The following is a 15911-nucleotide window of genomic DNA, read 5'->3' on the forward strand; positions in this document are numbered from 1 at the left end:
CTACATCCCCATCGCTTTGAACGTGCCGTCTTCCGCCATCGCGTCCCATGCAGACAGCACGAGGCGGCGGGTGCGGTATTCGCCGTAAGTGCGGGTTTCTTTGTCTTTTAGCACGCGGAAGGTTTCGGAGGGGTAGGTTGGGCCCATCACGTCGGCGGGGTCGAGGATGTAGCGCAGATCGTCGCGGGTGAGGTTATAGGCGCGGGCGAAGAAGGCGTCGAGTTCGGCGCGCAACTGCGCGCGACGGGGTTCGTCCCATGCGAACGGCGGGCCGTTGTGGCCAAGGTCGCGGGCGAAGGGCGCGAGGGCGTGGCTGGTGTAGGTGAGTTCGAGGACTCGGGGGGTGAGGAAGACGAGGTGCTCGGGCGTGTAGTAAATGGGGGGGAGGATGGGGAATTGCTCGATCATAAAGTAGCTGATGTTCATCCCGGGGATCTTCTGCCTGGCGACAAAATCCAGAACGAGACTGTTAAAATTTGCAACTAAGCATGATGCGAGTGCAGGATCGTCGTTTTTCAGTGCCAGCACTGAACCGCTGTGACCAAGCCCGCCAATTGGCAGTATTGCCGTGACGAAAGTCCTTTCATTGCGCGAGTCTGAGACATTGCGCGAAGCTATCATCCATTTTCTGGACCAATTCTTTTCTGAAAGTCTTGCCAACACTTGATGTTCCGCGATCCAATAGCGAGGCGAGGGTTCATAGTTCTCGTCTCGACGCATGTTCAATGCAGCGCCCTCATCTTCGGCATCTGAAAACGACGACCACCTGTGGTCGAAATGCCAAAACATCTTCGCCTCGAATAACGGAAGCAAGCAAATTTCGGAATGATTCACAAATGAATCACTGTCGTTTGACATATGGAACATGGTGCCAAAGTTAACATGCCAAGCCGTGATGCTTTCAGCGTTGGTCAATAAGATCGGAACGCCGCGATATATGTCTGTCAGTATCCTAGCGTCTTCCCTGCTTCGGAGAATGGGTAAGGTAAGGGTAATTGGATTGAATAGTGCGACAGTTTGGGCCTCCATGTTGAAGACTTTTCTTGTGTCAGTCACATCCGAGACCGTGGTCGCCATAAAACACATCTGAACTTGTTTCACGGCCGCACGAGAAATCGTAAGCAGACAAAATTTCGTTTTGGTGTGAAGACTAGAAAAAATGTGACCGCGGTTTTCGAAATCAAAAATGTTTGCTATGCGCTTTTCGCGTTGCAACTCAGCGAAGAAGTGGCTTGTTGTAGCCTCAGTGGCAATACCCGTGGGCACGATGATGCCCGCGCGCCCCTTTGGCCCGGTCAGGCGGGAAAAATGTTCGGCAAACAGCGCATAGGTGTTCACATCGCCCCGCCCGGTCAGCGGGAAACGCCCCCCCCACGGGCCGCAGCACCACCTTGCGTTCGCGGGTGGTGAACTCTTCTTCCGCCGGGGTGCGGGCGAATTCGCTGCTGGCCTCGGCCACGCGTTTGGCGGTCTGGAATTCGGCATAAAGCGCGCGCTCGGCGCTTCCCTCGGGGGCGGCGGCCAGCGCCTTGATCAGCCCCTCACGCGCGGACTTATTGGCAGCATTGGCAATGGCGGGGGAGCGGGCGGCGAAAAATTCCTGCTCTTGCAGTTTGATGCGTTCCCACGGCGGGTTGCCCAGCACAACATCAAAGCCGCCTTTTGCCATAACATCGGGGAATTCAAGCGGCCAGTGCAGGGCGCGGGCGGTGCGGGCGACGGTGGCGCGGCCAATCAGCGGGCCCCAGACCTGACCGTTGTCCAGCGCTTGCCAGACATCCTCGGTTGTCGGCAGGGGCTGCGGCAAAGCTGTCTGACCAAGGCGCTGCACGCCCGGTTAGCAGCTTTTGCAGATCAACGGGTTTGCTTGCAGGCACCAGATAGGCGTCGCGCAGCAGACCTGAGGTCACGGGCCTTGTTGCGCCAGCCAGTGGCGCGCGGGTCATCAATGGTGCAATGCGCATTCAATCAACCAGAATCAGAGAAAGTTACGATGCCATTAGGCGGCTAATGGGTGGCAAATTCTGTCACCCAAGTTTTGCCGACCCCGAAACCCCAGCCTCTGGAGCATCGATCACCGGGTAAAACGGGCGTCCCCAAGGCTCGGTGGGATTGTCGAGCATGATATCGGCGATCAGCGGCATCAGTGTGCCAAGGATCGCGGCGCTGTCTTTGACCTGCCCACGGTTGACATAGCTGCCCCAAGTTGTGCCGCCATGCACCAACTGACAGCGCAGCACATAAAGCCGATCAAACACCAAGCTGAGCATCTTTGCAGTATCGCCATCTTGCGTCGCCTTGTGGAACACCTTGCGCGACGCCTCAAAGCGGTCTTGCCAATTTTCATGGCCGGGGATGCCGTTGGTATGCTGCCAGAACGGGTGAAACACGAAGCGGTTCTCTAACAGCAGGCGCACCGGGCCGGTATAAGTGCTCCAGATCGCGCGATAAATCCGGCGGGATGTGTCAAGCCGCACCACGCGGCTGAAGAAATCGGTGAAAGCAGCGCGTTCACCTAAGGGGATCGACTGAAACTCTGTCTCGTCGGCATAGGCCGCGTTGAAGGCGATCCAATGGAACAGGAAAGCCGCATCCGGGTCGTCTGGTTCTTTCTGCGCCCGCCCGATCCATGAAATCGCCCGATGCACGCGCAGGCCCATGGTTTCGGGGAAATCAGCGCGCAGATGTCGTTCTTTTTCCTTCAAAGCTGTGAATGTCAGCATACCCTATCTCGTCCCCATACAATCTTTACGCGAAATCAGTTGCTACGATAAATCAGGCGAAATCAGGGTGATAATGTCACGGCAATCCGTCAAAATCATCGCGGCGGTGGTTTTCGACCAATTTGCGCAAGCCCTCGGGGGCCAGAACCTCGACTTTATTGCCCCATTGATACAGGAACCAAGCCATTTCCAGCCAGCCAGAGGCTTCAAACCGCACGATCAGGCTGCCATCTGGCTGCGGTTCCAGCGTTTGGCTGGGGTGAAAGCGAAAACCCTGCGCATGGTCGGCGGCGTCCGGTGCGAAACGCCAGACCACTTCGCCAAGCTGATCGGGATTCTGCCAGACTCCAAACGCCTGCGCTGCATGTGCTTCGATGGTGAATCCCGCGTCGATGGCGAAACTTGTCGTCAAGCACTGGGCTTCGTGGATACGGTCAAGCCGGAAGTTGATCAGCTGATCACTGCGGGACGGTTGGCGGGCGACCAGATAGGCGCGGTGGCCCAGCAGCAGCCCATGCGGTTCAAGCACGCGCGGTGCGGTATCCTTGTGATAGCGGACTAGAAGTTGGAACGGGCCGCGCAAAGCATCGGTGATCGGGGCAAGCACATCGGGCGGGATCACGGCGCGGGGGCCGGGGCGGGCGACATGGCCCATGGATTGCAGCAGTGCCTCGGCATCCGCTTCGGCGCGGCGGGCGTCACTGGGCCGCATCCGCCCGACCAACTCATCGCGCAGCATCGACAGGGTGTCGGCGTGGGGAATGCGGCCTTCGCTGCGGGCGGCGCGGATGGCCAGATCCAGCGCCTCGATCGTGGGTTCGGCGCGTGTCGGCAGGCGGGCCGGGCGCTGATCTTGCAGTCTCCAGCGGCGTTTGCGGTCGGGGCCGTCTTGGGTGTCGGTTTGGAACAGCGTCTCTAGCGCATCGGTCATCCGCTGGGCGGTGCGATGCGAGATGTTGAATTCATTAGCGATTTCTTCAAGGCTGACGCCGCCGTGGCGCGCTGATGCCATCAGTGCGAGACGCAGCAGATCCTGAGCTTTGGAAAATGACATCAAGGATCCATGACAAGTTCTGGCATGGCTTAACGCTAGTCCTGATCGGACAGGCGGCAAAGGCGATTCTTTCGCCCAGCCGAAGGAGGCCGGAGCAGACAATGATGATCGAGAAAAGGCTTGCCGCACTGCTAGGCATAACGGATGCGGCGCTGAAGCGTTTGTTGGGGAATGTCGGGCGATCTGCTCTGCGCGGACAGCCGGATGCAGCACTGCTGCGGGCTGGGATAGGGGCCGAGTTTGCGCGCCGCCGTGTGGCCCGCATCAGGCGGGAGGGCGATTTGTGGTGGGAGCCCCATGACGCCGATTTCCCGCAGTGTCACGGTTATGCCGACCCCGAAGGCACCCGCCGTGTTGCGACCATCCTGAAGCGCACTACGCATAAAGCCGACGATAAAGAGGTCTATTCGGTCGAGGTGATGGGGGTGGCATGTGAGGGGCGCTTTCATCATGTGGCTGATGCGCGCGCAGCAGGGGCCGCCGCTTGGGCGCGCTTGAGATGAGTGAAGACAACGAGCCGGTTCTGGTCAGGCTGATCCTGTTCCCCTTCCGCCTTAAAGCTGGATCATTTCATTGATTTCGACGCGCAGATTGAGGCTGTGCGAAGCGGCATACTTGCCACCCGCGATCTGCGCCATTGGATTGCCAGCCGCGAACAGGCAGTGCAGCAGTGGTCAAGCTTTGTGCAGAAAGTATAGGTTTCACAATGACTTATAGTTTTTCGAATGTCGCAAAGTGAAATTATGCCCGGTCCATGACAATAATTGACACCATTGCGGCGTATGTATCGGCTGGCGGTTTGTCGAATTGATTCTCGGCGATGTCTTTAACAGTGAAGGTGCGGGACATGAGTGACTTCAAGCGGGTGTTGAACTTGGGTGCTTTGGCGGCTGATCCAGAGTTGAAAGCGCAACCTTGGTTGCGGGAGTTGTTGCTGCGCTGGCAGCCAGCCGGGACGGCGGCCCAAAGCGAAAATTGGAAGCCCAAGAACGGTGATAAAAAATCGGAGGGAGCTCGGCCAGTTCAGCTGCGGCTTGCGATCCGCAATGGCTATGTGAATTTTTACTGCGGCGGGCAATCGGTTGCTAAGGCTGATTTCGGTTCAAAGATTACTGCGCGCGTCCATAATAAATACCTTGGGGGTGGCGACGCGCAAAAATACATTCGCTTCGATGCGATTGCGCAAGACTTCCCGGATGCGGGTGATCTGGATTGCTGGATCCGCCGCACGCATGGCTATCAAGGCATCGAGAAGATATTTGTTGATCTTGTTGTCGGTGCGAATGCACAAATCATTGATCTGGAGATGGGACTTCCGGCGCTACATGGTGCGATCGAACGGGTGGCTCCACGCATTGATCTGGTGGCACTGGAGCCATCGGGCGACGGATGGAAAGTGGTGTTTTGGGAAGCCAAGCATGTGAAGGACGGGCGCATCCGTTCCACCACCACGCCAGAGGTTTTCAGGCAACTCGCCAGCTATGCGACATGGTTCGATGCGCCCGGATCGTTGGACGTGGTGCGAGATGCCTACCGGGAAAACTGCGAGATCCTGGTCGCGTTGCACAAGATTGCCGCAGCGGTATGGGCCAGTGAGGGCAAGCCAATTCCGGTTTTGGGCGCCGCCATTCGCGCCGTCGCGGCTGATCCGTCAAAGCTGGTGGGGGTCGATCCGAACGTGCGTTTGCTGATCGACAACCGCGAGAATGACGCGCTTTTCTGCAAGGCCCATCTGCCTAAGCTAACAGAAGCGGCGCGCCTTCCCGTAGACCAAAGCCCGGTTGCGGTGCATATGGTCAACCCCAACGCCAAGCTGGAACTGCCTTGATCCACGCCACCTCAACGCAACTTGAACTGACAGTGCATCGTGGCGGCTACCAAATTGGCGGCACCTGCATTGAGATTCGCCATCCCAATGGAGAACGCCTGATCCTTGATGCCGGGCGGCCGCTCGACGCACCGAAAGACGCAACCGGGTTGCTGCCTAGGACGCTTGATCTCTCGGGGCAAGCCACGGTGCTGATCTGCCACTCGCATCAGGACCATTCGGGGCTGATCAACGAGCTGCCATTGGCCTGGCCGGTGTGGAGCGGTGCTGCTTCGGCCAAGCTGATCGAGATCACCGCGGGGCTGGCGCGCGCCCCACTTGGGCGGGTGTTGAACCGCTGGAACAGTCGCGGTGCATTCAGCGTTGGGGCGTTTCGGGTGACGCCGATCCTGACGGATCACTCGGCCTTTGATGCCTATATGCTGCTGATCGAAGGCGCTGGGCAGCGCTTGCTTTACAGCGGCGATTTTCGCAGGCATGGCCGAAAATCAGCCCTTGTTGATCGGCTTATGCAGGCTGGAATTGGCACCGTTGATCTGCTGATCCTTGAAGGCACCAACCTTGGAACCGACAAGCCTGTCATTTCTGAAGCATCGCTTGAGGCGGATTTCGTGTCACTTTTCAGCCGCGTGCAGGGGCAGGTGTTCTGTTGCTGGTCTGGGCAGAACATTGACCGCACCGTAACACTTTACCGGGCGGCGCTAAAGACGGGGCGGACTCTGGTTATTGACCTTTACACGGCAGAGGTGTTGGACACGATTGCACAAGGCACGCGCCTGCCACGCCCGGGCATGGATCAGCTGAAGGTTGTGATCACACGAGGTCTTGCAAATCACTACCGGAATTCCGGGTGTGGCGCGTTCGTGGATCGGATGGCCAAGTATGGCATGTCAGCGCGGGCGATCAAGGGCAGTCGGTCTGTTGTGATGCTGCGCGATGGTTTGGTGCGCGACTATCGTGCCAGCGGCGTGGACCCGACTGCGGCGGATGCTGTGGTTTGGTCGATGTGGCGCGGCTATCTCGACTAACCCTCCACCGCAGTTGAGTGGTGCCGCAGCGGTGGCGCAGATTTACGGTATATTCACACCAGCGGCCATGCCGGCCCGGCAGATCTGCGCGCCTTTGCGGCATCCATCGCGGCACGTCAGATTGTGCCAGTGCATGGCACGAACTGGGACCACGAAGGACAAGGCTTTAGCGGTCTTGCCCGCGTTGCAGACGGTCAACCTGTCTATGTTTGAAGGGGATGATGCGCAGGGCCGGGTGCGTCTGCCCTTGATTCCGACCATCGTGATCGGTGATACGCATGCTGATATTGACACCTATCGCGCATTGATTGACCGAGAGGAGGCGCGCTTTGGCGGGCCGCTGCCGTCAATCCATGTCGGTGACTACGGGTTTGGCCATTTTTCGCCCCGCGAAGAGCGCGAGGTGCAGCAGTTTCACCGCAGGCATCCCAGACATCGGTTCCTGCGTGGCAATCATGACGCGCCCTCGCTGATCCATGCGGCGCCGGGGTTTTTACCGGATGGGGCGGTTTCCGGGTCGGTTTTGTTTCTGGGTGGGGCTGACGGCGGTCTGCTCGGCGAGGATACCGAGATAACGGCACGGGCGGCCGACCACATTTTGTCACAACTGGACAAGGTCAAGACACAGATCAGGGTTGTGATCAGCCACGATGCTCCACAATTTGTGGCCCAAGCGCTGCACGCAGACATGAATAGCGACAGGGCCGTGCCGGGCTTGGAAATTCGCCCGACCCGAACCCGCGCCTTTCTTGCCGAAGTGGTGCAGATTCTAGCGCCGCAGTTGTGGATGTTCGGCCACTGGCATCACGGATGGGAGGCGCAGTTTGATGACACGCATTTCCGGGCGTTGGGCTATCAGGAGGGTTTTGTGGTGCCGTTGCCTTGGGATCCAAAGGTAACACAAATCTTGTAGGCGAAGGCGGCGGCTTCGAAACCCGATTACCCGGACGCCTCACGCGATAAGCTTCGCCATAAGGCCGCAAAGCCGCCACTAAGCCAACGCAAAGCACAGAAATTATTTCCAAAGCGCGATTTGGCCATGCCAAAAAATGTCACCCTGCTCGGTTATTGCTAAAATTGAGGTCCGTCGAGCCGATCGCCTCGGCGATTGATTTTGGGTAAATGTTGGAGAAGTAATGAGAATTCTCGACGGCCGCACATTGTTGTCAGGGTCAAACCTGAAGCGCTCTATGGGCTGCGCGCATGCAGCGATCCTGGTTATGGCCCCCGCGCGGGGCACCGGTCCGGAACATAAGCTGTGTGCTTGGAACAAATTGCCCAAGATAGGAATCCTATAATGAACTGGTCTGAAATCGAAGCCCAGATGCCACAAGACTCCGCGACGCCGTTTCGTGCCCAGATCATCGCCCATTTGCGCGATTGTTCTGGGTTTATTCCCGAAGCAATCCTGAAGAAGGTGGTGGTGTTGGGTGATGCGGCGGGCAGGCGCATGTTGTGGGGGATCGGGTCGACGGGGATGCAGAATTTCTATCTGACGGCGGAGGTGGCGGCGCTGCTGCCGCCAGAGGTGCGCAGCACGTTGCCGATAAAGCTGCATTCGGCGCGCAAAACCTATCTGGATTCGTATGAAGGGCCAGCGCTTGAGCTGCGCAAACCAGAGGATCTGGTGTTGCTGGACGCGCTGTCAGGCGATCCGTTCCCCCGCGCGCTGGCACGCTGGATCCAGCGCGTGAAAGCCAGATTTCCAAACTGGCAAGGCTTTGTGCCAGCTGACCCCGCCTTTGAAGCGGACGAGCGCGAGTATAAAGACGCAGCCGCCGATAAGCTGCGGCAGGCGCTGGCGGCAGCACAGGATGACCGCGCAAGGTTGGAGGCGTTGCATGGCGCGATGGCGGGGATCAATTTGCTGCAATGGCAGGTCTATTGGCCGCTTTCGCCCAAGGGTGACTGCGACCATGCCGCGATGTCGCTGGCGGTATCCGCACTGATCGCGGCTGTCCCCGATGCACCAAGGCACGCGGCTGCGGTCGCGTCTTTCATTGCCGCATGGATGCAGCATTGCCCCAATCCAACACGCGACAGCGCCCGGCAGGTTGCCGAATTCGCCCTGATGCTGTTGAACCCCGCAGAGGCACTGCTGCTGCGGCGCAGTTTTCTGGATGCCATGTATTTTGAAGCCACCGGCCTGCGCTTTCCGCGCGGTGAGGCGGCGCCGGAATATACCGCCGAACTTGGCTTTGCCCACCGCATCCGAGACGCGTTGCGTGACAAAGGCTTGGCTCCGCGTGATCTGATGGATGTGCAAAGCCTGCTTTGGGTGGCTTTCAACGCCAAAGATGCGGCCGTGATGCCCCCCACCCAACCTATTGCTGACGCAAGGAATGCCGCTATGACCGCACCGACAAACATCATCCTTTATGGCCCTCCCGGGACGGGCAAGACTTTCGCCACGGCCTATGAAGCGGTGCGAATTTGCCTGGGCGACGCGGTTGCCGTGACGCTGCGGAGTGATCGCGCTGAGCTGATGACGCTTTATCGCAAACTTGTCAGTGAGGGTCGCATCGAGTTTGTCACCTTCCACCAATCGTTTTCCTATGAGGATTTCGTTGAGGGGCTGCGACCGACGACGGACAAAGCCAAAGACGACACAGAGTCAGAGGCGCCCGCATCGGCTGGGTTCAGTCTGAAACCCCATGCCGGCGTGTTTAAGCAAATCAGCGAACGTGCCCGCCTTGATACGGGCAGCACTGCGGAGAACACCGGCAGCAGCGCCGAAAACCGGCTTGATCGGAATCGGAACCTGTTTAAGCTGAGCTTGATCGGAAGTGATTGGCGAGCTCGGCTGGAAAAATCGCTTGAAGACAGCAAGATGTTTTGGGGATTCGGTGGCAGAGTTGATTGGTCGCCCTCGGAATATGAACAGTTCGAAGCGATTAAAGCGCAGTGGCGCGAGGACCACCCCGATGCGAATGGACGTTACGCGGATATCAGCGGCAGTTGGTATTTCAGAGCGGGCGTTGAAATTGACGATTATGTCGTTCTGACCGTAGGCAAAAATCAGATTGTGGCTATCGGGCGCGTGACCGGCGCTTACGAGTTTATTTCCGCAGAGGACGAATTTCCCCATGCCCGCAGCGTGGAGTGGATTTGGTCAGACATCGAGGGGGCCGACAGATCAGCCTTTTATCCTGAGAAATTCAGCGCATTTCAACCAATCTACAAGCTGGATGATGCGGCGATAGACTGGGATGGTTTGGAAAGCATCGCTTACAAGCGCGATGCTTTGCCGCCCACCGCTGGCGCGCGTGACTTCGTATTGATCATAGATGAAATCAACCGCGCCAATATCTCGAAGGTTTTCGGCGAGTTGATCACTTTGCTAGAGGCCGACAAGCGTCTGGGGTGTCTGAACGAGGTGCGGTTGCGGCTGCCTTATTCGGGGCTGAGTTTTGGCGTGCCGTCGAACCTGCATATTATTGGCACGATGAACACCGCGGACCGCTCGATTGCACTTTTGGATACCGCGCTGCGCCGCAGGTTTACGTTTCGGGAACTTATGCCCGATGTGAACGCCCTGCGCGCGGCTTTGGCCGAGCGTGGACTTGCTGCGGACAATCTGGACGGTATCAATCTGTGCAGGATGCTGACCACCCTCAATGAGCGGATCGAATATCTGTTTGACCGCGATCATCAGATTGGCCATGGCTTTTTCACCGGCTGCAGCGACAAAGCGGGCGTTGAAGACGTGATGCAGCACAAGGTCATTCCGCTGCTGTCGGAATATTTCTACGACGATTGGTCAAAAGTGGCGGCGGTTTTGGGAGATCGTCCTGACGCTGCGCAGACGCATTTTCTCGAGGCCAAGCGTCTTGCACCCCCCGACAGTCTGGGGGCAGACGATATGGCCGAAGAAAAATGGCGGTGGAGCGTCAAGGCAGAATTCGACTTTGCGAAATTCCAAGCGCCATGATCCGCCGCACCATCCGCGAATGGGAAACGTTGCCTTACGGCGATGGCGAGGAGAAAATTCCTGCCAATCTGGCGGATAAACTTGCTGTTGTCGCGGCAGGATCGTCTTTGGCGGGCCGGGGTGGTGGTGGCGTGCTGGAGCATGGACGGCACGCCTTGCGGGCGCGAGGTGTGGTCGGGGTGCTGGCCGTGCAGGGCTGCACGCTGGAAATACTGCCGAAAATTGAAATTCCGGCTGACACCGCAGCGGCACAGACAACCGATCAACAGAACGCAGCAATCCGGCGGCGTTTGATCCATATGCTCGCGGTGGCGCTTGATCTGAAGATCGACACCGGGCTTATCACCGAACTGGAGTTTCAGCGCGAAACTTTGCTGGAAATCTTGATCCGCATTTTTTGTGAAAAGCTAACCGATGCCGTCCGGCAGGGAATGCCGCGCCGCTATCTGCAGCACGAGGATGATCTTGCCGCCCTGCGTGGCACGTTGAACATCGCGCGCCAGTTCACCCGGCATGCTGTAAATCCGTCGCAACTGGCGTGCCGCTTTGATATTCTGTCTGAGGACATCACACTCAACCGCGTCATGAAGGCGGCGGTTGGCCAGCTTTCGCGGCTGTCGCGAAGCCCAGCCAACCAACGCCGCCTGCGCGAGCTTTCCTTTGTTTATGCAGAGATAACCGATGTCCCAGTCTCGGCGCTGCGATGGGATGATATCGTGATCGACCGCACAAATCGGCGTTGGCAGGATCTGTTCGGCATGGCGCGGCTTTTCCTGCAGAATCTTTATCAATCGACAACGCGGGGCGCGGGACAGGGCACTGCGCTGCTGTTTGAAATGAATGCGCTTTTTGAAGACTACATTGGCCGTCTGCTGATGCGCGCGGTCGCGGGCAGTGGCACCAGCGTTTCGTTGCAAGGCGGACGGCTTTACTGTCTGGCGGCACAGGACACTCAGCGCGGCCTTTTCCAGACCAAGCCCGATATACTGATACGCTCCGCTGGCATCGTCACGCATGTGATTGATACCAAGTGGAAACGGCTCTCGTCGCGGATTGATGATCCCAAACAGGGCGTTTCACAGGCCGACATTTACCAAATGATGGCGTATAGCCAGCTATATGGAGCGGCTAGACTAACGCTGCTCTATCCATATCACTTGGGGCTGGGGGACATGGAAGACATCCATGCGAGGCATAAGATTACCGGGCGCAATGTGATTTTGGAGACGGCCAGCATTGATGTGTCGAATAGCAATAACATCCTTGGCCGACTACGCCTGCTGTTGGCGGGCGGCGCGTCAGTCGCTCGAACAACGGCATGAGGGTTGTGAACATCAGTTCAGGGTTTGCGGGGCGGGCGGCGCGATGTATCGCTTTGCCAAATTGTCAAACCCTTATGACCTAAGATTTTTGTTGTGCGCCCGCTGGAATTATTTTGGGCGGCTGTTTTTGCATCGCTCTTTCGTAAGGAAAACATATGAGCTTTCGGTTCTTGCACACGTCAGATCTGCATTTGGGCAAGGCTTTTGGCGGCTATCCCGAAGCCATCCGCAACCGTCTGCGTGAGGCGCGGCATGGCTCTATCGCCCGGTTGGCGCAAGCGGCGCGGCAAGGCGGGGCGGCGACCGTGCTGCTGGCGGGCGACACGTTCGATGCGGAAACTCCGGCACCAGAAACCTTGCGCCATGCTCTGAGCGCGATGGCAGACGAGGCCGATATCACTTGGCTGATGATGCCGGGCAATCATGACAGTCTGGCTGCCACCGAGCTTTGGCGCAAGATCGCCGCCGATGGTCCCACCAACCTGCGGCCTGTTCTGTCAACTGAACCACTGGCGCTTGCGCCCAACGCCTACATGCTACCAGCGCCTTGCACGCAGCGCCGTCCGGGGCGCGATCTGACTGAGGCGATGGATACGGCAACACCCGAGGCTGCGATCCGCATCGGGCTGGGACATGGCGCGATCACCGATTTCTCGGGCGAGGAAGGTGTCGCGGGCATCATCCCGCCAGATCGGGCGGCGCGCTCGGGGCTGGATTATCTGGGGCTTGGCGATTGGCACGGCCGGATGCAGGTCAACCTGTCGACATGGTATTCCGGCACGCCCGAATGCGACGGCTTCAAGCATGCGCTTACGCCGGGGGCGCTGCTGGTGACATTGGATGGGCCGGGTGCTGTGCCGCAGGTGTCGGTGGCTGAAACCGGGGCGTTGGTGTGGATCGCGACCAACCTTGATCTGTTGCCGGGGGACGATGTGCTTGCCCGCTTGCAAGACAGCTTACCCGCACCACAGGGGCGGCGCGATCAGTTGATCCGCCTTGCCGCGACGGGCCGTTTGGCCTTGGCCGAACGCGCGGCGTTTGAGGTCGAACTTGCGCGCATTGCACCCGATTTCGGCTGGTTCGCCAGTGATCTTGCGTCTCTGGCGGTTGACGCGCACCCCGATGATCTCGACCTGATCGACCGCGCTGGGGCGCTGCGTCAGGCCGCCGAGGCGCTGATGGCAGAGGCCAGCGATCAAAGCCTTGCGCAATCCGCCCGCGATGTCGCCGCAAGCGCGCTGTCGCGGCTATACGCCTATGCGCAAGAGGAACGGCCATGAAAATCCGCGCGATTGAGTTAAGCAACATCCGCCATTTCGCAGGTCGTCGTGCCAGCCTGTCGGGCATTGGCGATGGCATCACTGTGCTGTCTGAACCGAATGAATTCGGCAAATCCACCTTTTTCGATGCGCTGCACGCGTTGTTTTTTGAAAAGCACCGCAGCAGCAAAGCCCCGGTCAAGGCGCTGCAACCTTATGCGGGCGGTGCGCCGGAAGTCACGGTCGAGGTTGATCTGCCAGATGGCCGCTTTCAAATCAGCAAGCGCTGGCTGTCGCGCGCCATGGCCCGCGTCAGCGATGCCAATGGCCGCATTGTGGCGCTGGACGACGAGGCCGAGGCATGGATAGCGCAGCTTTTGGGGGCAGGGCTTGCGGGGCCGTCGGGGCTTTTGTGGGTCAGGCAGGGGTTGATGGGGCTGGAACCCGAAGGCCGCAGCGCCGAAGATAATCGCGAGCGTGAACGCGGCCTTGCGGCGCGGCGCGATCTGATGTCATCGGTCGCGGGCGAGATTGATATGATGACCGGCGGGCGTCGGATGGATGGCGTGCTGGACCGTGCCAATGCGGCGCTGACGCGGCTTGCAACCACAACCGGCAAGCCCAAAGCGGGTGGCGAATGGGCGCGCGCGGTGGATGAAGCCGCAGCATTGGCGGCGCAGGAACAGGGTCTGCGCGCGAAGATGCTGCAACTGGGCGACGGTCTGCGGCGGCGCAGCGAGGTGATGCGCAGCCAAGCCGCTTTGGCGCATCCCCAAGCCGTCGTTGCGCGCGACACCGCCGTTGCGGATGCGCGCGCAGCCCATCAATCCGCTTTGGCACATGTTGAGAAACGCCAGGCCGCCGCGCGTGATCTGACGCTGGCTGATCTGACGTTAGATGCCGCCTCCAAAGATATCACCCGTTTGGACCGCCTGTCTGAACGGGTGCGGGTGGCGGCAGAGGCGCAGAAGGCCGCATCGGATAAGGCCAGTCTGGCCCATAGCCGCGCCGAGGAACTGGCGGCTAAAGACCGCAGCGCTACCGAAATCGCCGCCGCGGCCACAGGGGTGTCGCGCGGCTTTCGGCTGCGTCTGGCGGTTGCGCAAAAGGCGCAACTGGCAAGCTCTGCCCGGCAAAGGGCGGGCGAATTGGCGCGCTTGCTGGCCCGCGCGCTGGAATTGCAGCAGCAGCTGCAAGCTGATCACGCCTTGGGAGGTTTGTTGAAGATCACACCGCAAGCCATTGCTTCAGCAGAAAAATCACAGAATCTATTTGATCGCCTGACGGCGCAATCCGAAGCCCAAGCGGTGCTGCTGCAATTCAGCTACAGCGGGGATGCACGGGCTATAAGCTCTGCGCGCGTCGTCGATGATACGCCGCAACGGCTGCAAGAGGCGACCGAATTCAGCCTTCCCGGCATAGGGCGCTTGCGGATTGACCCCGGTATCGCACGCGGTGGTGATATTGGCACCAGCATCGCCGAGGCGACTGCGGCGTTGGCGAAGCACCTTGCGGCCTGTGATGCCGCAGATCTTCCCGAGGCGCGAAGGCATCTTGCAAACGCGCAGCGGTTGGATGGTGCCTTGCAACAAACCGCGCTGCTTTTGGCCGACGTCGCACCTGACGGGGTGGATGCGCTGCGCCAAGCGCATGTCACAGCGCTAGCCGAAGCAGGCGATGCGGATGGCCCCGCAGAAGATGCCGCCACATTGGAAGTCATGGTCACTGCTGCCGAAAGGACAGAGGCCGAACAGGTGGCCATCGCCAAAACGGCGCATGCACTGGCTGTGGCAGCGGGCGAGCACCGCGCCCAGACCGAGGCCGATCAGAAATCTGCCCACCGCACGGCGATCGAGGCTGCGGACGAGGCGGGTGATCTGGCAATTTTGGCCCAGGGTTTGGCCGATCTGCGGGCCGCTTTGCCAGAGTTGGCGCAACGCGCGGCCGAAGCGGCGGCACTGTCGGCGCGTCTGAAAGCCGAGGCGCCTGATCTGGAAACTGCGGCGGCGCGGCTGGCGCGTGCAAGCACTGCCAGCGATCAGGCCCGACGCGAAGCGGATGCGCTGCGCGAGGAACTCGCCAGCCTGAACACCCGGATCGAGTTGCTGGCCGAACAGGGCATCGAGGAAACCCTGGACGAGATCATCGGCACCCGCAGCGCCGCCGAAGCGCGCGCCGGGCGCTATGAGACTGAAGTGCAGGCGTTAAGCCGTCTGCGCCGCGCGCTGGAAGATGCCCGCGCCAAAGCGCGTGACGCCTATTTCGGCCCAGTGATGCGAGAACTAGAGCCGCTGCTTGCGATCCTGCATCCCGGTGCCGCCTTGCTGATCGACGATCAAAGCCTGCTGCCGGTGGCACTGACTCGCGACGGTCAGCCGGAAGCTTTGGATATCCTGTCGGGCGGCACCCGCGAGCAGCTGGCAATCCTCACCAGACTTGCCTTTGCGCGGTTGTTTGCGCGCGGCGGTCAGACGGTGCCGGTGATCCTGGATGATGCGCTGGTCCACAGTGATGACGACCGGATCGAAGCGATGTTCACCGCCCTGCACCGCGTGGCGAAAGATCAGCAAATTCTGGTGCTGACCTGCCGTCAACGCGCCTTTGCCGCCTTAGGAGGCGAGCGCGCCAAGGTGGTTGTTACACAAGCCTGACACCTCGAGGTTGTGGCAATGCAGTGACAACTGCAGCAAAGAAAAAACATAGTGTTTTTGTAGGCTTGAAGGCTGAACCGCCGCCATGCACGGTTGAAATGCGCTAAAATTAGAC

The 15911-nt window shown here is 59.4% G+C and carries 12 protein-coding genes; 8 read left to right on the top strand and 4 right to left on the bottom strand.

The window, feature by feature from the left end:
* The 4 genes from Q7V03_RS12175 to Q7V03_RS12190 all read right to left on the bottom strand — a co-directional run bounded on the left by Q7V03_RS12175 (position 1) and on the right by Q7V03_RS12190 (position 3777).
* Positions 1 to 1338, bottom strand: a complete 1338-nt coding sequence (locus Q7V03_RS12175; RefSeq protein ID WP_304925858.1) for a hypothetical protein — start codon at positions 1336 to 1338, stop codon at positions 1 to 3.
* Complete coding sequence (locus Q7V03_RS12180) at positions 1244 to 1831, bottom strand: hypothetical protein (RefSeq protein WP_304925859.1); 588 nt, start codon at positions 1829 to 1831, stop codon at positions 1244 to 1246. Before Q7V03_RS12180 ends, Q7V03_RS12175 begins: the two co-directional genes overlap by 95 nt.
* 196 nt (positions 1832 to 2027) lie before the next feature.
* Positions 2028 to 2723, bottom strand: coding sequence for a HEPN domain-containing protein (locus Q7V03_RS12185; RefSeq protein WP_304925860.1), 696 nt, complete (start codon positions 2721 to 2723; stop codon positions 2028 to 2030).
* A 76-nt stretch (positions 2724 to 2799) separates the two neighbouring features.
* Positions 2800 to 3777, bottom strand: a complete 978-nt coding sequence (locus Q7V03_RS12190) for a YafY family protein (RefSeq protein ID WP_304925861.1) — start codon at positions 3775 to 3777, stop codon at positions 2800 to 2802.
* 101 nt (positions 3778 to 3878) lie between these two features.
* Here Q7V03_RS12190 and Q7V03_RS12195 point away from each other — a divergent pair, with 101 nt between their 5' ends.
* From Q7V03_RS12195 to Q7V03_RS12230, 8 genes are all read left to right on the top strand, one after another.
* Positions 3879 to 4280, top strand: coding sequence for a hypothetical protein (locus tag Q7V03_RS12195; protein WP_304925862.1), 402 nt, complete (start codon positions 3879 to 3881; stop codon positions 4278 to 4280).
* Between the two features lie 344 nt (positions 4281 to 4624).
* Positions 4625 to 5605, top strand: a complete 981-nt coding sequence (locus Q7V03_RS12200) for a hypothetical protein (protein ID WP_304925863.1) — start codon at positions 4625 to 4627, stop codon at positions 5603 to 5605.
* Positions 5602 to 6633 carry an MBL fold metallo-hydrolase gene (locus Q7V03_RS12205; RefSeq protein ID WP_304925864.1) on the top strand — a complete coding sequence of 344 codons (1032 nt, stop codon included), beginning with the start codon at positions 5602 to 5604 and terminating at the stop codon, positions 6631 to 6633. Before Q7V03_RS12200 ends, Q7V03_RS12205 begins: the two co-directional genes overlap by 4 nt.
* Positions 6634 to 6766: 133 nt before the next feature.
* Positions 6767 to 7546, top strand: a complete 780-nt coding sequence (locus Q7V03_RS12210; RefSeq protein WP_304925865.1) for a metallophosphoesterase — start codon at positions 6767 to 6769, stop codon at positions 7544 to 7546.
* 384 nt (positions 7547 to 7930) lie between these two features.
* Positions 7931 to 10564, top strand: coding sequence for an AAA family ATPase (locus Q7V03_RS12215; protein ID WP_304925866.1), 2634 nt, complete (start codon positions 7931 to 7933; stop codon positions 10562 to 10564).
* A complete protein-coding gene (locus tag Q7V03_RS12220) occupies positions 10561 to 11886 on the top strand; it encodes an McrC family protein (RefSeq protein WP_304925867.1) in 1326 nt (441 codons plus the stop codon). Before Q7V03_RS12215 ends, Q7V03_RS12220 begins: the two co-directional genes overlap by 4 nt.
* Positions 11887 to 12041: 155 nt before the next feature.
* Positions 12042 to 13166, top strand: coding sequence for a metallophosphoesterase (locus tag Q7V03_RS12225; RefSeq protein WP_304925868.1), 1125 nt, complete (start codon positions 12042 to 12044; stop codon positions 13164 to 13166).
* The gene (locus Q7V03_RS12230; RefSeq protein ID WP_304925869.1) at positions 13163 to 15796 is read left to right on the top strand and encodes an AAA family ATPase; all 2634 of its coding nucleotides are present in this window, start codon (positions 13163 to 13165) and stop codon (positions 15794 to 15796) included. Before Q7V03_RS12225 ends, Q7V03_RS12230 begins: the two co-directional genes overlap by 4 nt.
* Positions 15797 to 15911: the final 115 nt, after the last annotated feature.

This window comes from Cypionkella sp., assembly GCF_030652235.1.
GTDB lineage: Bacteria > Pseudomonadota > Alphaproteobacteria > Rhodobacterales > Rhodobacteraceae > Cypionkella.